General features: G+C 66.5%; 24 protein-coding genes. 22 read left to right on the top strand and 2 right to left on the bottom strand.

The window, feature by feature from the left end; translation table 11 throughout:
- The first annotated feature begins 60 nt into the window (after window positions 1-60).
- The 20 genes from tsaB (at window position 61) to V6D91_RS07395 (ending at window position 18,358) form a co-directional block, all read left to right on the top strand.
- Window positions 61-747: a tRNA (adenosine(37)-N6)-threonylcarbamoyltransferase complex dimerization subunit type 1 TsaB gene (gene tsaB, locus V6D91_RS07490; RefSeq protein ID WP_347319180.1), complete on the top strand. Its 687-nt coding sequence runs from the start codon at window positions 61-63 to the stop codon at window positions 745-747.
- A gap of 164 nt (window positions 748-911) precedes the next feature.
- Window positions 912-1,823: a GGDEF domain-containing protein gene (locus tag V6D91_RS07485; RefSeq protein ID WP_347319179.1), complete on the top strand. Its 912-nt coding sequence runs from the start codon at window positions 912-914 to the stop codon at window positions 1,821-1,823.
- An 83-nt stretch (window positions 1,824-1,906) separates the two neighbouring features.
- Window positions 1,907-2,461: a flagellar basal body-associated FliL family protein gene (locus V6D91_RS07480; RefSeq protein ID WP_347319177.1), complete on the top strand. Its 555-nt coding sequence runs from the start codon at window positions 1,907-1,909 to the stop codon at window positions 2,459-2,461.
- A gap of 12 nt (window positions 2,462-2,473) precedes the next feature.
- Complete coding sequence (fliM, locus tag V6D91_RS07475) at window positions 2,474-3,490, top strand: flagellar motor switch protein FliM (RefSeq protein WP_347319175.1); 1,017 nt, start codon at window positions 2,474-2,476, stop codon at window positions 3,488-3,490.
- Complete coding sequence (gene fliN, locus V6D91_RS07470; RefSeq protein WP_347319173.1) at window positions 3,480-3,878, top strand: flagellar motor switch protein FliN; 399 nt, start codon at window positions 3,480-3,482, stop codon at window positions 3,876-3,878. The genes fliM and fliN overlap by 11 nt, the downstream gene beginning before the upstream one ends.
- Entirely contained in the window at window positions 3,878-4,339 is a 462-nt protein-coding gene (fliO, locus tag V6D91_RS07465; RefSeq protein WP_347319172.1) for a flagellar biosynthetic protein FliO, read from the top strand. The genes fliN and fliO overlap by 1 nt, the downstream gene beginning before the upstream one ends.
- Entirely contained in the window at window positions 4,336-5,082 is a 747-nt protein-coding gene (gene fliP, locus V6D91_RS07460; protein WP_347319170.1) for a flagellar type III secretion system pore protein FliP, read from the top strand. The genes fliO and fliP overlap by 4 nt, the downstream gene beginning before the upstream one ends.
- Before the next feature lie 5 nt (window positions 5,083-5,087).
- Window positions 5,088-5,357 carry a flagellar biosynthesis protein FliQ gene (gene fliQ, locus V6D91_RS07455; protein WP_347319168.1) on the top strand — a complete coding sequence of 90 codons (270 nt, stop codon included), beginning with the start codon at window positions 5,088-5,090 and terminating at the stop codon, window positions 5,355-5,357.
- 10 nt (window positions 5,358-5,367) lie between these two features.
- Window positions 5,368-6,150 carry a flagellar biosynthetic protein FliR gene (gene fliR, locus V6D91_RS07450; protein ID WP_347319167.1) on the top strand — a complete coding sequence of 261 codons (783 nt, stop codon included), beginning with the start codon at window positions 5,368-5,370 and terminating at the stop codon, window positions 6,148-6,150.
- Window positions 6,151-6,153: 3 nt separating this feature from the next.
- Entirely contained in the window at window positions 6,154-7,296 is a 1,143-nt protein-coding gene (gene flhB / locus V6D91_RS07445) for a flagellar biosynthesis protein FlhB (RefSeq protein ID WP_347319166.1), read from the top strand.
- Between the two features lie 163 nt (window positions 7,297-7,459).
- On the top strand, window positions 7,460-9,484 hold the full coding sequence (gene flhA / locus V6D91_RS07440; RefSeq protein ID WP_347319314.1) for a flagellar biosynthesis protein FlhA: 2,025 nt from the start codon (window positions 7,460-7,462) through the stop codon (window positions 9,482-9,484).
- A gap of 48 nt (window positions 9,485-9,532) precedes the next feature.
- Window positions 9,533-10,990: a flagellar biosynthesis protein FlhF gene (gene flhF, locus V6D91_RS07435; protein ID WP_347319164.1), complete on the top strand. Its 1,458-nt coding sequence runs from the start codon at window positions 9,533-9,535 to the stop codon at window positions 10,988-10,990.
- A 34-nt stretch (window positions 10,991-11,024) separates the two neighbouring features.
- The gene (locus tag V6D91_RS07430; protein ID WP_347319162.1) at window positions 11,025-11,864 is read left to right on the top strand and encodes a MinD/ParA family protein; all 840 of its coding nucleotides are present in this window, start codon (window positions 11,025-11,027) and stop codon (window positions 11,862-11,864) included.
- A complete protein-coding gene (locus V6D91_RS07425; RefSeq protein ID WP_347319160.1) occupies window positions 11,861-12,598 on the top strand; it encodes an RNA polymerase sigma factor FliA in 738 nt (245 codons plus the stop codon). The genes V6D91_RS07430 and V6D91_RS07425 overlap by 4 nt, the downstream gene beginning before the upstream one ends.
- 44 nt (window positions 12,599-12,642) lie before the next feature.
- Window positions 12,643-13,026, top strand: coding sequence for a chemotaxis response regulator CheY (cheY, locus tag V6D91_RS07420; RefSeq protein ID WP_347319158.1), 384 nt, complete (start codon window positions 12,643-12,645; stop codon window positions 13,024-13,026).
- A 22-nt stretch (window positions 13,027-13,048) separates the two neighbouring features.
- Window positions 13,049-13,765, top strand: coding sequence for a protein phosphatase CheZ (locus tag V6D91_RS07415; RefSeq protein ID WP_347319156.1), 717 nt, complete (start codon window positions 13,049-13,051; stop codon window positions 13,763-13,765).
- An 84-nt stretch (window positions 13,766-13,849) separates the two neighbouring features.
- Window positions 13,850-15,982: a chemotaxis protein CheA gene (locus V6D91_RS07410; RefSeq protein WP_347319154.1), complete on the top strand. Its 2,133-nt coding sequence runs from the start codon at window positions 13,850-13,852 to the stop codon at window positions 15,980-15,982.
- Window positions 15,983-16,021: 39 nt separating this feature from the next.
- Window positions 16,022-17,146, top strand: coding sequence for a chemotaxis response regulator protein-glutamate methylesterase (locus tag V6D91_RS07405; RefSeq protein WP_347319153.1), 1,125 nt, complete (start codon window positions 16,022-16,024; stop codon window positions 17,144-17,146).
- 268 nt (window positions 17,147-17,414) lie between these two features.
- Window positions 17,415-17,882, top strand: a complete 468-nt coding sequence (locus tag V6D91_RS07400; RefSeq protein WP_347319152.1) for a chemotaxis protein CheW — start codon at window positions 17,415-17,417, stop codon at window positions 17,880-17,882.
- 17 nt (window positions 17,883-17,899) lie between these two features.
- Window positions 17,900-18,358, top strand: a complete 459-nt coding sequence (locus tag V6D91_RS07395; RefSeq protein ID WP_347319150.1) for a DUF2802 domain-containing protein — start codon at window positions 17,900-17,902, stop codon at window positions 18,356-18,358.
- Window positions 18,359-18,563: 205 nt separating this feature from the next.
- Here V6D91_RS07395 and V6D91_RS07390 read toward each other — a convergent pair whose 3' ends face one another.
- Window positions 18,564-18,863 (bottom strand): EscU/YscU/HrcU family type III secretion system export apparatus switch protein, encoded by a 300-nt coding sequence (locus V6D91_RS07390; RefSeq protein WP_347319148.1) that lies wholly within the window; start codon window positions 18,861-18,863, stop codon window positions 18,564-18,566.
- A complete protein-coding gene (locus tag V6D91_RS07385; protein ID WP_347319146.1) occupies window positions 18,860-20,224 on the bottom strand; it encodes a flagellar hook-length control protein FliK in 1,365 nt (454 codons plus the stop codon). Before V6D91_RS07385 ends, V6D91_RS07390 begins: the two co-directional genes overlap by 4 nt.
- An 86-nt stretch (window positions 20,225-20,310) precedes the next feature.
- On the opposite strand from V6D91_RS07385, the gene V6D91_RS07380 reads away from it, so the two are divergent.
- Both V6D91_RS07380 and V6D91_RS07375 read left to right on the top strand, forming a co-directional pair.
- Entirely contained in the window at window positions 20,311-21,768 is a 1,458-nt protein-coding gene (locus V6D91_RS07380; RefSeq protein ID WP_347319145.1) for a sigma-54-dependent Fis family transcriptional regulator, read from the top strand.
- A 61-nt stretch (window positions 21,769-21,829) separates the two neighbouring features.
- Window positions 21,830-23,488, top strand: a complete 1,659-nt coding sequence (locus tag V6D91_RS07375; protein ID WP_347319143.1) for a methyl-accepting chemotaxis protein — start codon at window positions 21,830-21,832, stop codon at window positions 23,486-23,488.
- Window positions 23,489-23,508 lie beyond the last annotated feature (20 nt).

Here is a 23,508-nt window from a genome sequence, read left to right as displayed (position 1 = left end):
GCCGACACGATCTTAGGGGGCGTTACAATGCGCCCCCTCGCATTTTTTTGGGGCCGCACCGTGAAGCTTCTCGCCATTGACACCTCCACCGAGGCCTGTTCCGCTGCCCTGCTGATCGACGGCCAGGTGCTGGAGGAGTACACGCTTGCTCCGCGACAGCACACCCAGCTCATCCTGCCGATGGTCGAGCGCCTGCTGGCCGGTGCGGAAACGAGCCTGCGCCAGCTGGACGGCATCGCCTTCGGACGTGGGCCGGGCGCGTTCACCGGGTTGCGCATCGCGGCCGGCGTGACCCAGGGCCTCGCCTTCGGCGCCGAGCTGCCGGTGGTGCCGGTCTCCAGCCTCGCCGCCCTTGCCCATGCCGCCTGGCGCCTGCACGGCGCGAGCCGGGTGCTGGCGGCGCTCGATGCGCGGATGCACGAGGTCTATTGGGGGGCGTGGCACGTGGAGGGAGGGGGGCAGATGCGGCTGGAGGGGGCGGAGCAGGTGACCCCACCCGCCGCGGCCCCGCTGCCGTCGGGCGCCGGCTGGTTCGCCGCCGGTCACGGCTGGCTCGCCTACGACGCCATCCTCACCCCGCGCTTCGCGGGCATCGAGTCGGGCCGCGACGTGCACCTCCTGCCGCGCGCGCACGACGTGGCCCTGATCGGGGCGCACCTTGCCCGTCATGGGGGCCTGTTGCCGGCAGGGGAGGCCCAGCCGGTCTATCTGCGCGACCGGGTGGCGGAAAAGCCGAAGTCGGCCTGAAACGCAGGTCGTCGGTTTTCTGGCGCATGGCTAGGGGGGATGCGCGTTCCCGTCAAAGAAGCCTGTTCTGACGCGTTTGCATGGATCTTGGCATGAACCTCGCATGGGTTGGGTCAATACCCCGGACTGCGGGGCTGCCAGGAGGTTTTTCCATGAGCCTGAACATGACATCCGCCCTTTTCCGCCGCCCCATGCCAGCGCGCGACCTGCACGCCTACCGTAAGGCCATGGCTGGGGCGCAGCTCGAGCAACGGCGCCAGCAGGCCATGTTCACGCTCAGCCGCCAGTTGCCTACGACGTTGGAGCTGGAGCCCCTCGTGCGGCTGTTTGCGGACATCGTCCATAAGGTCGTTCCCTTCGACGGCCTGTCCCTTGAAATGGAGGGGGAGGATTTTGCCTGGGCCCAGGGGGTGGAGGCCCAGCATCACGCGGAATACGGCCTGCGTTTGAATGAGCAGCGCCTGGGGACGCTGACGCTGATGCGTCGCTTCCCATTCGGCAAGGACGAGCTGGAGGTGTTCGAGGACCTGCTGGCCTTCTTGCTCTACCCCCTGCGCAACGCCTTGCTCTACCGGTACACCTTGCGCCTGGCGTTGCGCGATCCTCTGACCGGGGTCGGCAACCGCCTGGCCTTCGACGAGGCGCTGGCGCGCGAAATCGTGCGTGCCGGGCGCCATGATGGACGGCTCGCGCTGATGATGCTGGACATGGACGGTTTCAAGGAGGTCAATGACCGCCACGGTCATCTGGTGGGCGACGAACTGCTCAAGCATTTCGCCCGCCTCGTCAAGGCGACCGCACGCGGCAGCGACATGCTGTTCCGTTTTGGCGGCGATGAATTCGCGCTCCTCATGCCAGAGACGGACATGGACGGGGCCAGGCAACTGGCGCGGCGCCTGCGGGAGGTGCTGGTGGTCCAGCCGCTCCTCCAGCGCGAGGAAACCATCCCACTGCAAAGCAGCATCGGGGTGGCCCAGTGGCTTCCGGGCGAAGGGGCGGCGGCATTCACCGCCCGCGCCGATGCGGCGCTCTACGAGGACAAGCGCAGCCGTCGTGCCGGCGCGTGCTGCGCCTGAGGGCATGCGCGGGCCGGGATGCATTGGTACACTGCCCGCTTCATCCCCCTGAACGCCCCCAACGATACGAAGGAGCATGAGCTATGGCCGAGGCGAACCAGACTGAAGAGCCCGTTGCAAAGAAATCCGGCGGCAGCAAGCTGGTCGTGATTCTCCTGATCGTCGTGGTCCTGCTCCTCGGCGGCGTGCTGGGAGGTGGGGCCTGGCTCTTCCTGAGCGGGAAGCTCGGCGCGCCGGCGGCAGAGCAGGGCGAGGGAGCCGCGCACGAGGAAGAGAAACCGAAGAAGAAAAAGGACGAGCATGCGGTGGCCAGCTATGTGCTGATCGGCGAGGCGGGCAAGCCGCTCTTGGCCAACCTGGCCGACACCAGCGAGGCCGATTTCCTCCAGGTGGAGGTGCAGATCCTGACCACCCATCCGGAATTGGAAGCCAAGGTCAAGGCCCACATGCCCGCCCTGCGTCATGCCCTGCTGACCCTGTTCAGCCAGCAGAAATCGCCTGAGCTGAAGACGGCGCAGGGTCGTGAACAGCTGCGTCAGCAGGCGCTGGCCGAGGTGCGCAAGGTGCTTGAGAAACAGGCCGGCATCGACCCGGATGAGGTTGAAGACCTGCTGTTCACCAGCTTCATCATGCAGTAAGGGCAGACGGGCATGGCGATGGACATCCTCTCCCAGGCCGAGATCGACGCCCTCCTGACGGGGGTGGACGAGGGCGAGGTGGAGACCGAGGCCGGGCTTGCCCCGCGCGGCGGCAAGGGTGTTCGCGCCTACGACTTCACCAGCCAGGAGCGCATCGTGCGTGGGCGCCTGCCCACGCTGGAGATGATCAACGAGCGCTTCGCGCGGGCCTTCCGCATCCGCCTGGTGAGCATGTTGCGGCGCACGGTGGAGATCTCCATCGAGGGCGTGCGCATGGTCAAATACGGCGAGTGGGTGCACAGCCTGTTCGTGCCGACCAGCCTGACCATCGTGCACATGAAGCCGCTCAAGGGGATCGGCGTGTTCATGATGGAGTCGCGTCTGGTCTACACCCTGGTCGACAACTTCTTCGGCGGCAGCGGCCGCCACGCCAAGATCGAGGGGCGTGACTTCACCCCCACTGAACTGCGGGTGGTTCACCGCGTGTTGCAGATCGCCTTCGACGAGATGCAGAAGGCCTGGCACTCCGTTCTACCGGTGCGCTTCGAACTGGTGAGCCACGAGATGAACCCCCAGCTCGCCAACATCGTGGCGCCGAGCGAGGTGGTGGCGGTCTGCGCCTTCCGCATCGAGTTGGAGGGTGGGGGCGGGCAGTTCCACCTGACCATCCCCTACAACATGATCGAGCCGATCCGCGACCTGCTCGATGCCGGGGTGCAGAGCGACCGCGGCGAGATCGACGAGCGCTGGTCGCGCTCGCTCAAGCGCGAGCTGGGCAATGCCAGGCTGCAGCTCCACGCCCATCTGGGCGAGACCCAGCTTTCGCTGTACGACGTGATGCACATGAAGGCGGGGGACATCATCCCCTTTGACATGCCATCAACGGTCTCGCTGCAGGCCCAGAATACCCCCATCTTCCGCGGGGAGTGGGGGGTCCATCGCGGCAACGCGGCGGTGAAGATCACCGAGATCGTGCACCCCGAGGAGCACACCGAATCCAAGTCGGGAACGAAGCAAGATGGCCATTGACACGACAAACGACAGCACCATGGACGACTGGGCGGCCGCCATGGCCGAGCAGGCCGGGACGACGGGTAAACCCGAGTCGGTGCAGCCCGCCGCCTTGGGTGATGACGCGGGCCTGACCGGCAATCCAGAGGTCAACCTCGAGGTCATCCTCGACATCCCGGTCACGATCTCGCTCGAGATCGGCCGCACCAGTCTGCCCATCCGCAACCTGCTGCAGCTCAACCAGGGCTCGATCGTCGAGCTCGACCGCCTGGCCGGCGAGCCGTTGGATGTACTGGTCAACGGCACCCTGATCGCGCACGGCGAGGTGGTGGTGGTGAATGAGAAATTCGGCATCCGCCTGACCGACGTCATCAGCCCGGCCGAGCGGGTCAGAAGGCTGAAGTGATGCGCCGCCTCTCCGCCGCGCTGCTTGCGATTCTCCCAGGCCTTGTGCAGGCGGCCGAGGGTGTGGCGCCCGTGGCCGGGCCAGACCCGCTCTCCGGCGGTTACCTGATCAAGCTGACCGTAAGCCTGTTGGGGGTACTCGTCCTGTTGTTCGCCCTCATCGCCCTGATGCGGCGGCTGGGGGGCTTGCCGCGTCCGGCAAGACAGCAGGAGATCACGGTGCAGGGCAGCCTCGCGGTAGGCCCCCGCGAGCGGGTGGTGTGGGTCGAGGTGGCGGGGCATCAGCTGGTCTTGGGGGTTACCAGCGGGCAGATCGAGCCCTTGCTTCACCTTCCACCGGAGGCCATGAGCTCTACTGTGCAGACGTCCGATCCGCTGCTGGAGGTGCCGCCCATCGCCCGGCCCAAGGGTGAGTTCGAGCGGGCGCTGGCGGAGGTGAACATCCGGAGCGATGCGCGATGAAGGCCCTGCGCTGGTTGTTGATTTTGTTGCCGTTGCTCCTGCCCGAGTGGGCCCTGGCCGAGCCTGCGGGCCTGCCGGTGGTCACGGTGCAGGAGCTGGCCAACGGCGGCAAGGGGTATTCGCTGACCCTGCAGGTGCTGGCGCTGATGACGGTGCTGACCCTGCTGCCGTCCCTGCTTTTGATGATGACCTCCTTCACCCGCATCATCATCGTGCTGGCCATCCTGCGTCAGGCGATTGGCACCGCGCAGACACCCTCCAACCAGATCCTGTTGGGGCTGGCCCTGTTCCTCACCCTGTTCATCATGGCCCCGGTGTTCGAGCGTTCCTGGACCGAGGGGGTGGCGCCGTATCTCAACGAGCAGCTGGAGGCCAAGCCTGCCATCGAGGCTGCGGCCAAGCCCCTGCGCGAATTCATGCTGCGCCAGACGCGCGAGGAGGACATCGCCCTGTTCGGCCGCATCGCCGGCAAGGATGGCTTCGAATCGCCGGAGCAAGTACCGTTCACCACCTTGATGGCGGCCTTCCTCACCTCCGAGTTGAAGACCGCCTTCCAGATCGGGTTTCTCATCTTCATCCCCTTCCTCATCATCGACCTGGTGGTGGCCAGCACCCTGATGTCGATGGGTATGATGATGCTCTCGCCCATGATCGTCAGCCTGCCGTTCAAGCTGATGCTGTTCGTCCTGGTGGATGGCTGGGCGCTGTTGATGGGCACCCTCGCCGCGAGCTTCTACACCTGATCGCCATGAACGCCGACACCGTCATCGACATCACCCGGCAGGCCCTCACGGTCATCCTCATGCTCTCCCTGCCGCTGCTTCTCACCGCGCTGGCGGCGGGCCTTTTGGTCGGCATCTTCCAGGCGGCCACCCAGATCAACGAGATGACCCTAAGCTTCATTCCCAAGCTGCTGGCGATGGTGGTGGTGATCCTGCTGGCCGGGTCGTGGATGCTGGGGGTGCTGGTCGATTACACCCACCGGCTGTTCGACGCCATCCCCGGCCTGATCGGTTGAGGTAGCCCCCGTGGCGCCGCTGACCATCCCCATCGAGGAGGTGATGGCCTGGCTCGGGCTTTTCATGTGGCCCTTATTGCGCATCGGCGGCCTCATGATGGTGGCCCCGCCGTTTGGGGCGCGCACCCTGCCCACCCGCGTGCGCATCCTGGCCGTGCTGCTGATCACCCTGGTGATGATGCCGCTGGTACCCGAGGCCCCCAAGGTTGATCCGTTCTCGCCCGAGGCGGTGCTGATGGCCGCCAACCAGATCCTGATCGGCGTCGGCATGGGCTTCATCCTGCAGCTGGTGTTCGCCGTGTTCATCAACGCGGGGGAGGTGATCGCCATGACCATGGGGCTGGGGTTTGCTTCCGCGGTGGACCCCCAGCATGGGGTCAGTGTGCCGGTGATCAGCCAGTTCTACACCATCGTCGTGACCCTGCTTTTCCTCACCCTGGATGGGCACCTGATGCTGGTCGAGATGCTGGCCGACAGTTTCCGCCTGATGCCGATCACCGCCGAACCGCTCGGACGGGAGGCCTGGTGGGCGGTGGTGGGCTGGGCCGGCAGGATGTTCGAGGGGGCGATGTGGGTGGCGCTCCCCGCGCTCACCGCCCTGCTTTTGACCAACCTCGCCCTCGGGGTCATTACCCGCGCTGCGCCGCAGCTGAACATCTTCTCGGTCGGCTTCCCGCTCACCTTGCTGGTGGGCTTCGTCATGATGCTGCTGGCCGCGCCGGTGCTCAGACCCCAGTTCGAGCACCTGCTCGAGCAGGGGCTGATTGCTATGCGCCAGATGCTCGGGGGCTAGGGCATGGCGGAGGCGCCGGACAGCGGTCAGGAAAAGACCGAAGCCCCAACCCCGAAACGCCAGCGCGAGGCGCGCGAGCAGGGGCAGATCGCGCGCTCGCGTGAGCTCTCCACCACCCTGGTGTTGATCATCTCGGCCGCAGGCTTGCTTCTGTTGGGGCCCGGGATAGCGGTGGCCCTGATGGATGAGATGCGCCAGGGGCTTAGCCTGACCCGCGAGATGATCCTCGACCCGCGCTGGATGACGCGGGAGCTGGGCGAGATGGCCTGGCGCGGCTTTCTCGCCATCCTGCCCCTGCTGGGGCTGTTGATCCTCGCGGCCTTCCTGGCCCCGCTGTTGATGGGCGGGATCAGCTTCAGCTGGAAGGCTCTCGCGCCGAAGTTCGAGCGCATCGATCCGCTCAAGGGGTTGCAGCGTATGTTCGCCCTGCGCGCCCTGATCGAGCTCTTCAAGAGCATCCTCAAGTTCCTGTTGGTGGGTGCGGTGGCCGCCCTGGTGATCTGGTGGGATCTCGACGACTTTTTGCGCCTTGGCCTGACCGATCCGCGTGGCGGATTATTGGCGGGCATGGACATCCTCGGCTGGGGCTTCCTGTGGATGAGCGCAGTCACCCTGCTGATCGCGGCCGCGGATGTGCCCTACCAGTTGTGGGAGCACATCAAGCAACTGCGCATGACCAAACAGGAGATCAAAGACGAGTTCAAGGAGACCGAAGGCAAGCCCGAGGTCAAGCAGAAGATCCGTCAGCTGCAGATGCAGGCCGCCCAGCGTCGCATGATGCAGGAGGTGCCGAAGGCGGACGTCATCATCACCAACCCCACCCACTTCGCCGTGGCCCTGCGTTATGACGCCGCGCGCGGCGACGCGCCGATCGTGGTGGCCAAGGGGCGGGACCTGGTGGCGGCGCGCATTCGCGAGCTCGGTGAGGCCAACGGCGTGCTGATCTTCTCCGCCCCGCCGCTGGCCCGTGCGCTGTACCAGACCACCGACCTCAATCAGCCGATCCCTGCCGAACTCTACCGCGCGGTGGCGCAGGTGCTGGCCTATGTCTACCAGCTCAACGAGGCCCGCCGGAAGGGGGGCATGCCGCCACCCAGGCCGGAGGTCGAGGTGCCGGAGGGGCCGTGGACCACCGAGGCTCCATGAGGACGGCATGATCCGTGCTAGAGGATGACCAAGGCCCGCAGGGGCCTACGTCATCCTTGAGCGAGGAAACATGAAGCTTGCCGATCTGAGTCTGCCACGCCTCGACCCCAAGGCCCTGCTGGGTCAGGTGCGGGGTTGGCGCGGGCGCGGTCTGGGCGCGCCGATGATCATCGTCATTCTTCTGACGATGATGGTCATCCCCCTGCCGCCCTTCCTGCTCGATACGTTCTTCACCTTCAACATCACCCTGAGCCTCGTGGTGGTGATGGTGACGGTCTACGTCCTGCGGCCGCTCGACTTCGCGGTCTTCCCCACCATCATCCTCGTCTCCACCTTGTTGCGACTGGCGCTCAATATCGCCTCCACCCGCGTGATCCTGCTCGAGGGGCACCAGGGCGGCGCGGCCGCTGGACATGTGATCGAGTCGTTCGCGGAGTTCGTGATCGGTGGCAACTTCGCGGTCGGCGTGGTGGTGTTCGTGATCCTGGTGATCATCAACTTCGTGGTGGTCACCAAGGGCGCCGGCCGGGTGTCGGAGGTTTCCGCACGCTTCACCCTCGATGCCATGCCCGGCAAGCAGATGGCGATCGACGCCGACCTCAACGCCGGGCTCATCACCCAGGAGGAGGCGCGTGCGCGGCGGGCAGAGGTGGCCCAAGAGGCGGACTTCTACGGGTCGATGGACGGTGCCAGCAAGTTCGTGCGCGGCGATGCGGTGGCCGGCATCCTGATCCTGATCATCAACCTGATCGGCGGGCTCATCATCGGCGTCGTGCAGCACGACATGAGCTTTGGCGATGCCGGCCGCACCTACACCCTGCTGACCATCGGCGATGGTCTGGTGGCGCAGATCCCGGCGCTGTTGCTCTCGACCGCCACCGCGATCATCGTCACCCGCATGACCCAGTCGCAGGACATGGGCGAGCAGGTCTTCAAGCAGATGTTCGCCAACCCGAAGGTGCTGGGCGTGACCGCCGGGATCATGGGTGGCATGGGGCTGGTGCCCGGCATGCCCAATTTCGCCTTCCTGAGCCTGGCCGCGGTGACCGGGTTCGGCGCCTGGTGGATGGCGCGCAAGCAGGAGGAGGCGGCGCGGGCCAAGCCGCCCGTCCCGCTCGAGGCGCAGGCCCCGGCCCGGCCGGAGACCCGCGAGCTGACTTGGGAGGACGTGCCCCCGGTCGATGTCATCGGTCTGGAGGTGGGCTACGGCCTGATCCCGATCGTCGACCGCAACCAGGGGGGGCAGCTGATGCCGCGCATCAAGGGCGTGCGCAAGAAGCTGTCGCAGGAGCTCGGTTTTCTGGTCCCGGCCGTGCACATCCGCGACAACCTTGACCTTGCACCCAACGCTTACCGCATCAGCCTGCATGGCGTGCCGATCGGGCAGGGCGAGATCCACCCGGATCGCGAGATGGCGATTAACCCTGGCCAGGTGCACGGCACGCTGAAGGGGATCCAGACCAAGGACCCGGCCTTTGGCCTGGAGGCGGTGTGGATCGTGCCGGCTGACCGTGAGCATGCCCAGGCCCTGGGCTACACGGTGGTGGATGCCAGCACGGTGATCGCCACCCATCTCTCGCAGATCCTGCAGGACAACGCGCAGGAGCTGCTCGGTTACGAGGAGGTGCAGCAGCTCTTGGAGACCCTCAAGCAGACCGCGCCCAAGCTGGTGGAGGATCTGGTGCCGCGGGCCCTGCCGCTGACTACAGTGGTGCAGGTGCTGCAGAACCTGTTGGAGGAGAAGGTGCCGATCCGCGACATGCGCACCATTGCCGAGACCCTCGCCCAGCAGGCCCAGCGCACCCAGGATGCGGCCCAGCTGACCGCCGCCGTGCGCGTGGCCCTTGGCCGGATGATCGTGCAGAGCATCAATGGCCTGGCCCCGGAGCTGCCGGTGATCACCCTCGAGCCGAGTCTGGAACAGTTATTGCTTAATACCACTCAAGGCAGCGGCGAGGTGGGCCCGGGACTGGAGCCTGGGCTTGCGGAGCGCCTGCATCGCTCGCTCTCGGAGGCCACCCAGCGCCAGGAGATGCAGGGCGAGCCGGCGGTGCTGCTGGTGGCCCCGCCGCTGCGGCCCTGGCTTGCGCGCATGCTGCGCTACGCCATCCCGGGCCTGCGGGTGCTGAATTACCAGGAGGTGCCGGAAAACCGGCAGATCCGCGTGGTGGCCAGTATCGGCCAGTAAAGACGGTCGGCTGATCCGGCCATAGTGAATGCAGGAGAGGAAAGCATCATGAAGATTCGACGCATTACCGCCCCCGACATGCGCCAGGCCATCCGCCAGGTGCGCGAGGAGCTGGGTGCCGATGCCGTCATCCTTTCCAACAAGCGCACCGACGAGGGGGTGGAGATCCTCGCCGCGCTGGATGTCGAGGCCAGCCTGCAGCAGGCCGTCAACAAACCGGCACCCGCAGTCCGGGTGTCCGGCATGGCCTGGCCGCCGAAGCCGGCCGCCCGTCCGGCCGGGCTCGATCTGTGGGAGGACGAGCCGCTGGATCGCGCCATCCTCACCGCGGGCGCTCCCCAGCCTGCCCCGGTCTCGGCTGCCACGGCGCCGCGCAGCGAGCCCGCCTCGCCGTCCCCGCTGAAGGCCCTGCACACGCCGGCCGCCTCGCCTGCGAAGGGGGAGGAGGACTGGGAACGTCGGAACATGGGCGGGCGGGAGGCGCTGGCCGCGCTCGATGACGAGGATCTGCCCGACCCCTATGCGCGTGACCGCGGACAGGCCCCGAAGGCCGAGGAGACTCCGGCCGCCTCGCTGCGGGTGGAGCGCCTGGAAGAGGAGATGCGCAGCCTGCGCACGCTGATGGAGAGCCAGCTGCGCGTGCTGGAGTGGCGCCGTTACGCCCGCCATCATCCTTTGCAGTCCGAACTGATGCGCCGTCTGACGGGCCTGGGGCTCGCCCCGCGCCTGGCGCGCGAGGTGGTGGAGGACCTGGGCGAGGCCGCGCTCGGCGAGCAGGGCTGGGATCTGGCGCTGCGCAGCCTCGGCGCGCGCATCCCGGTGCTGGGCGAGGATCTGACCGAGAGCGGCGGCATGTTCGCCCTGGTCGGCGCCACCGGGGTGGGCAAGACCACCACCGTGGCCAAGCTCGCCGCGCGCTTTGTCATGCGCCATGGACGCAAGGACATCGCCCTGGTCAGCACCGACAACTACCGCATCGGCGCCTATGACCAGCTGCGCGCCTACGCCCGCATCCTTGACGTGCCGCTGTACGTGGCCGAGGATGCCGCCGGGCTTGCCCGCACCCTCGACGGCCTGGCCGACCGCCGCCTGGTGCTGGTGGATACGGCCGGCATGAGCCAGCGTGACACCCGGTTGATGGAGCAGATGCGCAACCTGCGCTCCGCCTCCGCCCGGCTGCAGTCGCTGCTGGTGATCTCCGCCAGCGCCCAGCGGGCGATGACGCGTGAGGCGGTGCAGCGCTTCAGCCATCTTCACCTGGCGGGCTGCGTGCTGACCAAACTGGACGAGGCCGGCTCGCTGGGCGATGCTTTGGGGGCGGTGATCGACGCCCAGTTGCCGGTCGCCTGGCTGGGGACCGGGCAGCGGGTGCCCGAGGATCTGGTCACCGCACGCGCCGAACGGCTGGTGGCGCGCGCGGTGGAGCTGATGCAGCAGAATAACGACGACGAGATGACCGAGGAACGCATGAGCTGGGGCTGGACGGGGGTGGCGGCGCATGGTTGAGATGGGGGCTGACCAGGCACAAACCCTGCGTGCCATGCAAAAGATGCGTCCGGTGCAGGTGTTGGCGGTGACCAGCGGCAAGGGCGGGGTGGGCAAGACCAACGTCTCGGTCAACCTCGCCGTGGCGCTGGCCCACAGCGGGCAGCAAGTCATGCTCATGGATGCCGACCTTGCGATGGCCAATGTGGATGTGCTGCTCGGCATCCACCCCAAGCTCAATCTCGCCCACGTCATGGAAGGCACGCACAGCCTGCAGGAGATCATCGTCCAGGGGCCGGCGGGGATCCACGTCGTGCCGGCCTCCTCCGGGGTCAAGAAGATGGCCGAGCTGGGGCCGCGCGAGAATGCCGGGCTGATCCATGCCTTCAGTGAGCTGACCCTGCCGCTGGATACGCTCGTCATCGACACCGCGGCGGGGATTGCCGACAGCGTGGTGAGTTTCGCCCGTGCCGCGCGCGAGGTGCTGGTGGTGGTGTGCGACGAGCCCGCCTCGCTGACCGACGCCTATGCCATGATCAAGGTACTCTCGCGCGATCATGGTGTGGACCGCTTCCACGTGATCGCCAACATGACTCATTCGCCGAGCGAAGGCCGGCTGCTCTACCAAAAGCTCGCCGCGGTCTGCGACCGCTTTCTCGACGTGACCCTAAACTTTTTGGGCGCCGTGCCGTTTGATGAATACCTGCGCAAGGCCGTGCAGCGCCAGCAGCCGGTGGTCGAGGCCTACAACGCTAGCCGGGCGGCGCAGTCCTTCATGCAGATGGCGGAACGGATCGCCAAGTGGCCGCGCCCGAGTGGGCCGGACGGACGCCTGGAGTTCTTCGTCGAGCGGCTGGTGCAGTTCACCGGCGAGCGGGTTGGGGATAGCGCATGAATGCCCGCGCGATGTATGCCCAGATCCAGCATGGTGACCCCGGTGAGCTGGTGCGTCAGCATGCCGGCCTGGTCAAGCGCATCGCCTTTCATTTGAGCGCGCGTCTGCCGGCCACTGTGCAGGTCGAGGATCTGATCCAGGCGGGCATGATGGGGTTGCTGGAGGCGGCCCGCAGTTATCGGGAGGGGCAGGGGGCGAGCTTCGAGACCTTCGCCGGCATCCGCATCCGCGGGGCGATGCTGGACGAGGTGAGAAAACACGACTGGACGCCGCGCTCGGTGCACCGCCGCAGCCGCGAAGTGGCGGAGGCGGTACGCGAACTGGAGAAGCGGCTTGGCCGCGAGCCGCGCGATGCGGAGGTGTGCGAGCAACTCGGGATCAGCCTGGACGAATACCACCAGATCCTCGCCGACAGTGCGGGGGCCTCGGTCTTCAGCCTCGATCATGCGGGCGAGGAGAGCGAGGATCTCACCCTCGACGTGGCCGACGAGCGTCCCGGCCCCGAGGCGAGCCTGTTCGACGAGCGCTTCCGCATGGAGCTTGCCCAGGCGATCGCCGACCTGCCCGAGCGTGAACGGCTGATGATGTCCCTCTACTACGTCGAGGAGCTGAACCTCAAGGAAATCGGCGCGGTGCTTGGGGTGAGCGAGTCGCGCGTCAGCCAGATTCACGGCAAGGCGCTGATGCGATTGCGTGCCAGGCTGGCCGAATGGCGCGATAATGCACGATTTTGAATTGACGGCGGGCCTGCCGGCCCGTCTGCAAGGGGGAAAGTGAGTTGGACCGAAACATGAAGATTCTCGTGGTGGATGATTTCTCCACCATGCGACGCATCATCAAGAACCTGCTGCGTGAGCTCGGCTTCACCAACGTGGAGGAGGCGGACGACGGTGCGACCGCCCTGCCGATGCTGCGGGGCGGTCACTACGACTTCCTGATCACCGACTGGAACATGCCGGGCATGACTGGCATCGACCTTCTGAAGGCGGTACGGTCCGATCCGGAACTGGCCAGGCTGCCGGTACTGATGGTCACCGCCGAAGCCAAGCGCGAGCAAATCATCATGGCCGCGCAGGCCGGCGTGAACGGCTATGTCGTCAAGCCCTTCACCGCGGGCACCCTCAAGGAAAAGATCGAGAAGATCTTCGAGCGCGTTGCCTGAAGGAGATGGCATGAGTGCCTTCATGAACCCGGAACTCCTGGCCCAGGCCGAGCAGTTGCTCGAGACCCTCCGGCAGGGGGACGAGCCGGCCGCCCGGCAGGCCCTGATGAACCTGACCGAGGCGCGCGAATCCTTGCTGTTCAAGGAGATCGGCTCGATCACCCGCGACCTGCACGATTCCCTGCGCCAGTTTTCCGAGGACAGCCGACTCGATGCGCTGACGGCCCAGGACATGCCTGATGCGCGCGAGCGGCTGCGCTACGTCACCAGCCTCACCGAACAGGCGGCCAACCGCACGCTCGGGGCGGCTGAGCAGGCCCTGCCTCTGACCGACAACCTCATCCGCCGCTCGCAGCGGGTGACGGAGCGCCTGACCGCGTTGCGCGAGCTGCATCCCGGTAACCAGGCCCTGCAGGACGCCTTGGGGCCGGTCGAGACCTACCTTGCCTCGGTCAATCGGGAGGGGGAGCAGGTACGCGCCCAGCTCAACGAGATCATCCTGGCGCAGGAATATCAGGACCTGACAGGCCAGCTGCTGCACCGGGTGATCTTGCTGCTCGAGCGGCTCGAGGGGGAGATGGTCAAGCTCATCCGCCTGGTGGGAAGCACCGGACAAGCGTGCGCGGGGGACCCCGAAGAGGCCACGCGCGCCGAGGGTCCGGCCCTGCCCACCGCCAAAGCGGGCGTGGTACAGAGCCAGGACGAGGTCGATGACCTTCTGGCGAGCCTCGGGTTCTGACAGCAGGGCACTTCGAGGCTCCGAAAATTCATCAATCAGGATGGCGGGTGCCGCGGGGCAGCCCCTTGAGAGTGGGAGTAGATCATGTCGCTCAATGCCGATCCGGAACTGTTGCAGGATTTCCTCATCGAGGCCGGTGAACTGCTCGACGGCCTCGATGAGCAACTGATCGAGCTCGAGCGCACCCCGGACGATCGCGCCCTGCTGAATGCCGTGTTCCGGGGATTCCATACCATCAAGGGCGGGGCGGGTTTCCTTGAGCTGCATCCCCTGGTCGAGGTCTGCCATCGCGCCGAGGATGTGTTCAACCTCCTGCGCAACGGCGAGCGGGGCGTCGACGCCCAGCTCATGGACGTCATGCTGCGTGTGCTCGACACCCTCAAGTCGATGTTCGCCGCTTTGCGTGAAGGGGAGATGCCGGAGCATGCCGACGCTGGCCTTCTTCGCGATCTCGAGGCGCTGATGGCGCCTGCCGCCCCCCCGGTCATGGCCGAGGCCTCCTCCCCCGAGCTCATCGAACCCGCCGTGGAGCCGGAGACGGAGGTGGCGCCAGCCGCGGCTGAGGCCGGAAACGAGACTTCCCAGGCGGATCTCATCGGCGAGGATGAATTCGAACAGCTGCTCGACTCCATGTACGGACAGGGGCAGGGGCCATCGACCGCCGCGGTCGGGGGAGCGCCTTCAGCCCTGTCTTCGGGGTCGGGCAAGACGGGCGGAGCCGCGGACGACCTGATCACCGAGGACGAGTTCGACAAACTGCTCGACAGTCTCTACGGCGAAGGCAAGGGGCCTTCGGCCCCCGGAGTGACGTTGGCGGCGCCGGCCGCGGCCGCCTCCCCGGCGAGCGATCTGATCACCGAGGACGAGTTCGACAAACTGCTCGATAGTCTGTACGGCGAGGGCAAGGGGCCGTCCGCGAAGGGTGTGGCCATGCCGCCGGCACTCGCCGTGCCCCCCTCATCAAAGGCTGCCCCATCCTCCGAGCCAGCCCGCTCCGAGGCGCCTAAGGCGCCTCCTGCGGAAAAGCCCGAATCCACCGTGCGCGTCGACACCGAGCGCCTGGATGCCATCATGAACCTGGTCGGCGAGCTCGTGCTGGTGCGCAACCGGCTGAATACGCTCAAGGCCGGTTTCAAGGATGAGAGTGCTGCCCAAGCCATCGCCAGCCTGGATACGGTCACCTCCGACCTGCAGGCGGCGGTGATGAAGACCCGCATGCAGCCCATCAAAAAGGTCTTTGGCCGGTTCCCGCGCGTGGTACGCGATGTGGCGCGGATGCTCGGCAAGCAGGTCGAGCTGGTGCTCGAGGGGGAGGAGACCGACCTGGACAAGAACCTGGTCGAAGCCCTTGCCGATCCGCTGGTGCACCTCGTCCGCAACGCCGTGGACCACGGCATCGAGATGCCCGACGCCCGCGTCGCCCAAGGCAAGCCGCGCGTCGGTACTGTTGTGCTGTCCGCCTCGCAGGAGGGGGATCACATCCTGCTGACCATCCGCGATGACGGCGCGGGCATGGACCCCGATAAGCTGCGCCGCAAGGCGGTCGAGAAGGGGCTTCTCGAGCCCGAAGTGGCCGTGCGCCTGAGCCCGCGTGAGTGCTTCGACCTGATCTTCATGCCTGGCTTCTCGACCAAGGAGCAGATCTCTGACATCTCCGGGCGTGGGGTGGGGATGGACGTGGTCAAGACCTCGATCGCCAAGCTTTCCGGCAGCATCGTCATCGATTCTTCACCCGGGCAGGGCACGCTGATCAGCATCAAGGTCCCGCTGACCCTGGCTATCCTCCCCACCCTGATGGTGGTGGTGAACGAGCGCAAGTACGCGATGCCGCTCGGCAACGTGAGTGAGATCTTCGAGATGGAAGGCAAATCCACCAACATCGTGGATGGGCAACGGACCATTACCGTGCGCAACCGAGCCCTGCCGCTGTTCGACCTGCGCCAGTGGATGGCCATCCCCGGGGAGGCGGTGCGCCAGGATGAGAGCGAAGCGCAGATCGTCATGTTGCAGGTGGGCACCCAGACCGTCGGCTTGATCGTGGATCGCGTGCTGGGACAGGAAGAGGTCGTCATCAAGCCGCTCGGCGACCTGCTGCACGGCCTGCCCGGCTTCGCCGGCGCAACCATCACCGGGGACGGCAACATCGCCCTGATCTTCGATCTGGCCGGCCTTTTGAAGAAATACGGGCATCGCCGGGGTGAACGACTTGTGGCGTGATGTCCAAAGCGGGCGGTTTGCCATGGAGATGGGCGAACCATGCGCATTCTGATCGTTGACGATTCGCCCTTTTTCCGGCGCATGCTGCGCGAGATATTCGCGCGGGAGCCTGGTTTCGAGGTCATCGGCGAGGCGACGGATGGTGAGCACGGGGTCAGTCTGGCATGCCAGCTGAAGCCCGATGTCATCACCATGGACGTGGAGATGCCGGGACTGGACGGCATTGCCGCCACAAGGCAGATCATGCAGCGCTGCCCCACCCCCATCCTGATGCTCTCTTCGCTGACCCGCTATGGGGCACAGGCCACCTTCGACGCGCTGGATGCGGGGGCGCTGGATTTCATGCCCAAGCTGGACGAGGCTGGCACGGGCAATCTTGCACAGCAAGCCCCTCTCCTCAAGGCCAAGCTGCGCCTGCTGGCCCTGCGCCGTCTGGCCGCGCACACGGCGGCTCCGGCACGGCCGGCGGCTCCTTCGTTTCAGCCGGAGTTTCGCAAGGGTCGGGAGCAGGACAATCCTGGCGCTGAACCTGCGAAGCAGGCTTCGGGGATGGATGCCGGAAGGGTGCGAAAACAGGATGAGCACTTCCTAAGTCCGCGCGGGATACTGGTCATTGGGGCATCGACCGGCGGTCCCGCCGCGGTGCAAAAGGTCCTGCAGGGGCTGCCGGCCAGCTATCCGGTGCCGATCGTGGTGCTCCAGCACATGCCAGCGCTGTTCACCCAGGCCTTCGCCGAGCGTCTGAATCGCATCATTCCGCTGGCGGTCAAGGAGGCTGAGGACGGCGAGCAGCCGCTTCCTGGCCATGTCTACATTGCCCCTGGTGGCCAGCATACCCAGATTGGCTGGCGCCAGGGGAAGCCCGCCTTCGTCATGCGCGAGGCCACGCCGAAGGAGCATTACCGTCCCAGTGTCGACATCGGTTTTTCCAGCGCGGCCAGCGTATACCGCGCGGATGTCTTGGGGGTGGTGCTGACCGGGATGGGCAGCGACGGCGTGTTGGGCGCGCGCGCGCTCAAGGCGGCCGGAGGACGGGTATGGGCCCAGGACAAGGACAGCAGCGTGATCTACGGCATGCCGATGGAAGTGGCGAAGGCCGGCCTCGCGGACGCCGTACTCGACCTTGGGGAACTGGCCGCGGGCCTGGCGCGTGTCGTGCGATGAAGGCATCCCTCATCCATCGGATCGCCGGGAAGGCATGCCCCTTGCTAGCAGGCCGTTGAAAAAGTCTTTCAACGGCTCTGATAGAGCAAGCCATGGAAGGCTTGCGCGAAGATCGATCACACTCAGTGATTGATCTTCGGAGTCCGTCGCGGACATGTGCCGCGACGGGGCGAGTTGAAAAAGGGCAGGAAGCCCTTTTTCAACATCCTGCTAGAGAAACTCAGGCGCCATCAGGCTTGGGCGCAGTTGATGAACCAGGAACACGGCCATGACCACCACCGATGAACAGCCGAACTCGACCGAGAGCCCCGTTCGCTGGGTGACCTTCCAGCTTGCGGGGGAGACCTATGCCGTGAACGTGCTCAGCGTGCACGAGGTGCTCAAGCATGCCGAGATCACCCCCGTGCCGGGGGCGCCCGCGGCCGTGCGCGGCATCATCAACCTGCGCGGCAACGTGGTGACGGTGATGGACGGCCGCCAGCGCTTCAATCTCCCACCCGTTCCCGCGACCGACGCCACGCGCATCCTCATCGTCGAGGTCGACGGACAGGTGGTGGGTCTGGTGGTTGACAGCGTCGCGGAGGTCATCGAGCTTTCCCCCGCGGAGGTGGCGGCCTCGCCAGCGGTCAATCCGGACGAGAATGCGGTGCACATCCAAGGCGTGGTCAGCCGTCCGACCGGGCTGGTGATCCTGCTCAACCTGGCCAACCTCACCCAGACGCTCCGCGTCCATTGACGGGAGGGGCAGTGGAGATGGCGGCGATCATCACGGCGGCGGCAGTCATGCTGCTCGCCGCAGGGCTGCTGCTCCATGTCCGTCGCACCCGTCGCATGGAGCTCCGGCTGGTGCAGCTTGAGGCCGAGCGCGAGGCCCTGCAGGCGAGGCTGGATACGCTCGCCGGCACCCTCGAGCAGTCCAGCCTGGATGCGGCCGCGCTGCGCATCAGCACCCTCGGGCTCGGCTCGCAGCTCGAGCGTCTGGAGCGCGCCCAGAACCTTCTGGAAGCCCACCTCGGGCATCTCGAGCGGGGCGCCGCGCAGGAATCCAACTATGCCCAGGCGATCCGCCAGGCGGCGCGCGGCCATCTCGGGGTGGAGGAACTGGTCCAGGATTTCGGCCTGCCGCGCGGCGAGGCGGAGCTTCTGCTGCGCATGCATCGTCACGAGACCGAGGAGGACGCCTTGGCGCAGCGCCTGCGCGGGGGGCGTTAACAGGCCGTTGAAAAACGCTTTCAACAGCCTGTTAAGGCAAGCCATGGATGGCTTGCACGAAGATCAATCACAATAAATGATTGATCTTCAGAGCCCGTCGCGGACATGTGCCGCGACGGGGCGAGTTGAAAAAGGGCACGATGCCCTTTTTCAACATCCTGTTAAAGAAAGGCCCTTGGTTTTGCTGACCGGCCAGCGTCCGGGGTCATTCCTTCCCCCTTACCCTGTCCATGAGCTCCTGATCCTTTCCCGAGAGGCGGAGCGCGAAGGCCAGCACCTCCGCGACCGCCTGGTAAAGCGCGCGCGGAATTTCCTCGCCGAGTTCGAGACGGGCCAGGGCACGGGCCAGGGCCGGGTCCTCGTGCAGCGGCACGCCATGCTCGCGCGCGACCTCCAGGATGCGCTCAGCGACCTCTCCACCCCCCTTGGCCACCAGGCGTGGCGCTCCGCCGCCATCGTAATGCAGGGCAACGGCCAGGGGTGGGGATGGGGACTTGTCGTTCATGCGCTGATATCCAGCAACCCCCCGGCAGGGCGGGGCTCGTCAGCGGCTCCGGTGATGACCGGCTGTCCCGGATAACAGGCCAGATGCGCAACCTCCAGGCCGGTGCGCCTGAGTCCGGCATCCAGCAGGTCCAGGTGGTTTTGCAGGCGGGCGAGGGTGGCCGGCCGTTCGGCCCAGAGGCGCACGTTGAGTTGCTCCCCGCGCAGAACCACGCTCGCCCGCAAGGGGCCGAGCGGCTCGAGGCTGAAATCCAGATCCAGCCGCCAGCCGCTGTCCCTGCTACCGCCCCCCGCCCGCTGTCCCTCCCGCTCGAGGCGTAGCTTCAGCGGCGTCTCACCGTGCCCTTTGGGTAAGGGAAACTCCATCACCCACTGGGCCTGCTCCGTTCCCTGGGTTTGCAGGCTGCTGATCTGGTTCAGGTGGACTCGCGCCAAAGCACCCTCGATGGCGCCGCGCAGGGTGTCGGCCAGCGGGCTGGTGGCACTGCCCTGGGGGGCGGGAGCGGTAGGTGGCTCAGGGCTGACCCTTGCCGGTGCGTCGCGCGCGGCGAGCGGTGCCTCCCCCCGTGCCGGAGCGGCAGCCGGTTCCGTATGCCCCCGCTCGGCAGCGGCGGGGCGTCCGGCGACCGGTCCCGGCGGTGCTGGGGTGGGGGCAGGCTCTGGGGCACCCTCCATCACCACGGTCTGTGGCGTCCCTTGGGTGGCAGCAGGCTGGGCCGAGGGTGGGGTGGCGGGTGCCGCTGGAGGGGATGAAGGCTGAGGCAGGCTGGCGAGGACGCGCAGCAGGGCGGCCTTGAGGTCGCCCGGCTGGGGCGCGCCCTGCGCGAGGTCGTGCTCGAGGAACAGTCCGGAGGCACGGACCTGCTGCTCCAGGCGAACCGGGTCGGTCAGGCGGGTGAGGGTGGGCAGGGCTTCCCGCAGTTGTTGGATGGCCTGGCGCTGGCTTGGGGACCATTCCGTGGATTCTCCGGCCTCTTGGAGCAGGTTCATCAGGCGGGGCAGGACCTCGCTGCCGGCGCCGCGGGGCAGGGCCTGGCGGAGGGCCTGCTCCAAGGCGTTCGTCTGGGCTGGCTGGTGCTGGAGGATGCGCAGCTGCGGCGGTGGCCCCGGCTGGGTGACCTGCAACTCCAGCCGGTCGCCTTCGGCCAGTGGCAAGGGGGCCTTGGTGCTGACCTCCAGACCGTTGATGTCCAGCCGGGTCATGCCAGCCCCCGTGGCCCCGAGGACGTGCGCCTGCAGGATCTCCCCCACCTTCCATGCATTGGCCAGGGGCTGGGCCTGCGTGGGGGTCGAGGCGCCCGTCAGGTTGAGGCGTGGCTGTGCGGTGCCGACGCCGAGCAGGTCAGGCATGATGGGTGACAAGGTTTTGACATCCTCGAGGGTGGGTGGTTAACTCGGCCCCTGCCAAGAATAGCCCATGGGAACATAGCACAGCGGGAGGATGGGGCATGCAGGCGAGCGAAGTGCTGGTGCTGGATGGTGATGGGGCGCGCGCGGCCGAGGTGGTCAAGTTGTTGCGCTTCGCCGGCGTGCCGGCGCGTACGGAGGCCATTGATGCGCCGGAACATTGGCGGGCCATCTTCTTTGCGGGGGCTCTGGCAGAGGAGCATGAGGTTTTCCTGGCCGGTCAAGCCGAGCGGAAGACGCCTCTCATCCTGCTCGAGACCGATAAGCCCGCGCGTACGGGGTTGCCTGCCTCCAGCCTGGTGGCGCGTCTGTCCTGGCCTTTCAGCCTGCCCGCATTGCAGGCGGTGCTGCGGCAGGCGGACGCGGTGCATCCGGCTGCCCTCCCGCCGGATTTCCGTCCCCTGGTGGGAGAAAGCCCGGCCATGCAGCGCATTCGCGGCATGGTGCGCAAGGTGGCGCCGAGTGAGGCGACGGTGCTGATCCTGGGCGAATCAGGCACCGGCAAGGAGGTGATCGCGCGCAATGTGCACCAGTTCTCTGCGCGGCGGGATAAGCCGTTCATCCCCCTGAACTGCGGCGCCATTCCCGCTGAGCTGCTGGAGTCCGAGCTGTTCGGGCATGAGAAGGGGGCCTTTACCGGGGCGCTCAGTTCGCGCCCCGGCCGTTTCGAGCTGGCGGAGGGCGGCACGCTGTTCCTCGATGAGATCGGCGACATGCCGATGCCCATGCAGGTGAAGCTGTTGCGCGTGCTGCAGGAGCGGACTTACGAACGCGTCGGCGGGCGCGAGACGCGCAAGGCCAATGTGCGCATCATCGCCGCGACCCACCGCGATCTGGAGGAACGTATCCGCCAAGGCGAATTCCGCGAGGACCTCTATTACCGCCTGAACGTCTTCCCCATCGAGACGGCCTCCCTGCGCGAGATGAGCGAGGACCTACCCCTGCTGGTCGAGGAGATGATCGGCCGGCTCGAGCGCGAGGGGCGGGGCAGCCTGAGTCTGACACCGGGCGCCATGGCGGTCCTGTCCCGCTACCCCTGGCCGGGCAATGTGCGCGAGTTGGCGAACCTGATCGAGCGCCTGAGCATCCTGTACCCAGACCAGCCGGTGGAGATTCACGACTTGCCGCCGCGTTACCTGGAGGGGATCGACCTTACGGAGCTTGCCTCGGCGGTGTCCCATGGCGCGGCCTCGGGGGGAGGGGCCTCTTCCACGGGGCTGGATGCAGGCGTGGATCCAGCGTCACAGGCGGCGCAACATGACACTCATGTTTCCTCCGCTCCTGCCGATACCCCACCCATGGTGATCAGGCCCGACGCATTCGACCTGCCGGAGGAGGGCCTGGATCTCAAGGCCTTGCTCGAGGGGCTGGAAGTGCGCCTGATCAACCAGGCGCTGGCGCGCAACGACGGGGTCGTGGCCCAGGCCGCGCGCATGCTCGGGGTACGCCGCACGACCCTGGTCGAGAAGATGCGCAAGTACGGCCTGGCGCGCGAATAAGAAAAAAACGGCACGCTTCCTGCTTGAGCCCCTCACGATGAAACAATGGGGACATCACACCATGCTCAACAATCTGACGATTCGGGGCCGCCTGAACCTGCTCGCGATGATCGTGATCGTCGGCAATTTGGCGATTGCCGCGACCATCTGGATCTACGTGGGGAAGTTCGCCTCGCATTTCGAGGCTTACAGCAAGCTCGGCGAACCGATCGAGCGCTATGCCCTGTTGGTCGATCGTGACCGCAATGACTACGGCCGCCTGGTCAAACACATCTTCCTCGGCGACGACTACGCCCAGACTTTCGCCCTCATGGAGGCTCGGGAACGCACGGCCATAGCGGCCTTCGACGAGCTCCAGAATCTGTTGGGCAAGATCAAGGGCCAAGGGGGCGCGGAGTATGCCAAGCTCGAGTCCTCGCTTGCGCAGGCCCGCATCGACACCCTGGCGTTCATGGCGGAAGGGAATCGCATCGTGACCCAGCTGGGCGCGTCGGATCGGAGCGAGGAACTGCTGCGCAGGAGCTGGCTTGAGTATGGCCATGTGACCAAGTCGCTCTATGCCAAGTCGGCCGAGAGCATGGGGCGTCTTGAGCGCGATGTCTCCAGCTACCTGGACAAGGTCTACGCCGATGCGGAGGCGAGCAAGTCCTTCCTGCGCACGGTGCAGATCGTCGCCACCGGCCTTGTGACCGTGATCGGCCAGCTCTTGTTCTTCCTCATCGCCCAGGGCATCAGGCACCCTGTGAACCTGCTGCGCGGTACCATTCGCGAAATCGAGCAGGATGGCGATCTGCGCCGCCGGGTGAAGTATGACCATGCGGACGAGCTGGGCACGGTGGCCCACTCGCTGAACGCAATGCTGGGCAAGTTCCAGGAAAGCATGGTGCGCGTATCCAGTTCCGCCAACGCCCTGCGCCAGTCCTCTCAGGAGGTCGAGCGCACAGCCGAGCAGGTGCTACGTTCCACCAACCAGCAGGAGGCGGAGATCAGCCAGGTGGCCGCTGCCATGCACGAGATGGCCGCCTCGATCCAGGAAGTGGCGCAGAACGCGCAGCATGCCGCACAGAACACCAGCACGGCCGAGACCCAGGCGATGAATGGCCGCCAGGTGGTGAGCCAGAGCGCGGAGTCGATCCAGACCCTGGCCGGCGAAATCGAGCAGGCCGCGCAGGTGATCCGCCAGCTCGAGCAGGATGGCAACCGCATCGGTATGGTGGTGGACGTGATCCGCGGTATCGCCGAGCAGACCAACCTGCTGGCCCTGAATGCCGCGATCGAGGCCGCCCGCGCCGGCGAGCAGGGTCGAGGGTTCGCGGTGGTGGCGGACGAGGTGCGCAACCTCGCCAGCAAGACCCAGGCCTCCACCCAGGAGATCCAGCAGATGATCGAGTCCCTGCAGCTGCGTACCGGCGAGGCCGCGGAGGTCATGCAGGCCGGGCAGGCACGGGCGCGGGAGAGCGTGGAGCAGGCCCAGCAGGCCGGCGAGGCGCTGGTCGCCATCACCGAGGCCATCGAGCGCATCAATGACATGACCACCCAGATCGCCCATGCCACGGAGCAGCAGAGCGAGGTGGCGGAGGAAATCTCGCGCAGCGTGACCAACATCTCCGGCCTGGCCCACGGTGCGACCCAAGAGGTGCAGAGCACCGTGCGTGGCAGTGAGGAGCTCGCACGCCTGGCCGAGTCGTTGCAAGGCCTGGTTCGGCAGTTCCGCGTCTGACGCGGGGCGATCTCTCCCAA

The organism is Thiofaba sp. EF100 (genome assembly GCF_039822285.1).
In the GTDB taxonomy this organism is placed as follows: domain Bacteria; phylum Pseudomonadota; class Gammaproteobacteria; order Halothiobacillales; family Halothiobacillaceae; genus Thiofaba.
Note: the sequence above shows the minus strand (reverse complement) of the source record. Positions and strands in the feature narration are given on the sequence as shown.

Bases quoted from the DNA above. Each gene is read 5' to 3' on its own strand.
- V6D91_RS07400 (WP_347319152.1), top strand. From the start codon at position 17,415: ATGACCACCACCGATGAACAGCCGAACTCGACCGAGAGCCCCGTTCGC.
- flhF (WP_347319164.1), top strand. From the start codon at position 9,533: ATGAAGATTCGACGCATTACCGCCCCCGACATGCGCCAGGCCATCCGC.
- fliP (WP_347319170.1), top strand. From the start codon at position 4,336: ATGAAGGCCCTGCGCTGGTTGTTGATTTTGTTGCCGTTGCTCCTGCCC.
- V6D91_RS07380 (WP_347319145.1), top strand. From the start codon at position 20,311: ATGCAGGCGAGCGAAGTGCTGGTGCTGGATGGTGATGGGGCGCGCGCG.
- fliN (WP_347319173.1), top strand. From the start codon at position 3,480: ATGGCCATTGACACGACAAACGACAGCACCATGGACGACTGGGCGGCC.
- V6D91_RS07485 (WP_347319179.1), top strand. From the start codon at position 912: ATGACATCCGCCCTTTTCCGCCGCCCCATGCCAGCGCGCGACCTGCAC.
- V6D91_RS07395 (WP_347319150.1), top strand. From the start codon at position 17,900: ATGGCGGCGATCATCACGGCGGCGGCAGTCATGCTGCTCGCCGCAGGG.
- V6D91_RS07375 (WP_347319143.1), top strand. From the start codon at position 21,830: ATGCTCAACAATCTGACGATTCGGGGCCGCCTGAACCTGCTCGCGATG.
- V6D91_RS07425 (WP_347319160.1), top strand. From the start codon at position 11,861: ATGAATGCCCGCGCGATGTATGCCCAGATCCAGCATGGTGACCCCGGT.
- V6D91_RS07415 (WP_347319156.1), top strand. From the start codon at position 13,049: ATGAACCCGGAACTCCTGGCCCAGGCCGAGCAGTTGCTCGAGACCCTC.
- fliM (WP_347319175.1), top strand. From the start codon at position 2,474: ATGGCGATGGACATCCTCTCCCAGGCCGAGATCGACGCCCTCCTGACG.
- V6D91_RS07480 (WP_347319177.1), top strand. From the start codon at position 1,907: ATGGCCGAGGCGAACCAGACTGAAGAGCCCGTTGCAAAGAAATCCGGC.
- fliQ (WP_347319168.1), top strand. From the start codon at position 5,088: ATGAACGCCGACACCGTCATCGACATCACCCGGCAGGCCCTCACGGTC.
- flhB (WP_347319166.1), top strand. From the start codon at position 6,154: ATGGCGGAGGCGCCGGACAGCGGTCAGGAAAAGACCGAAGCCCCAACC.
- fliO (WP_347319172.1), top strand. From the start codon at position 3,878: ATGCGCCGCCTCTCCGCCGCGCTGCTTGCGATTCTCCCAGGCCTTGTG.
- V6D91_RS07405 (WP_347319153.1), top strand. From the start codon at position 16,022: ATGCGCATTCTGATCGTTGACGATTCGCCCTTTTTCCGGCGCATGCTG.
- V6D91_RS07430 (WP_347319162.1), top strand. From the start codon at position 11,025: ATGCAAAAGATGCGTCCGGTGCAGGTGTTGGCGGTGACCAGCGGCAAG.
- flhA (WP_347319314.1), top strand. From the start codon at position 7,460: ATGATCATCGTCATTCTTCTGACGATGATGGTCATCCCCCTGCCGCCC.
- V6D91_RS07390 (WP_347319148.1), bottom strand. From the start codon at position 18,863: ATGAACGACAAGTCCCCATCCCCACCCCTGGCCGTTGCCCTGCATTAC.
- V6D91_RS07410 (WP_347319154.1), top strand. From the start codon at position 13,850: ATGTCGCTCAATGCCGATCCGGAACTGTTGCAGGATTTCCTCATCGAG.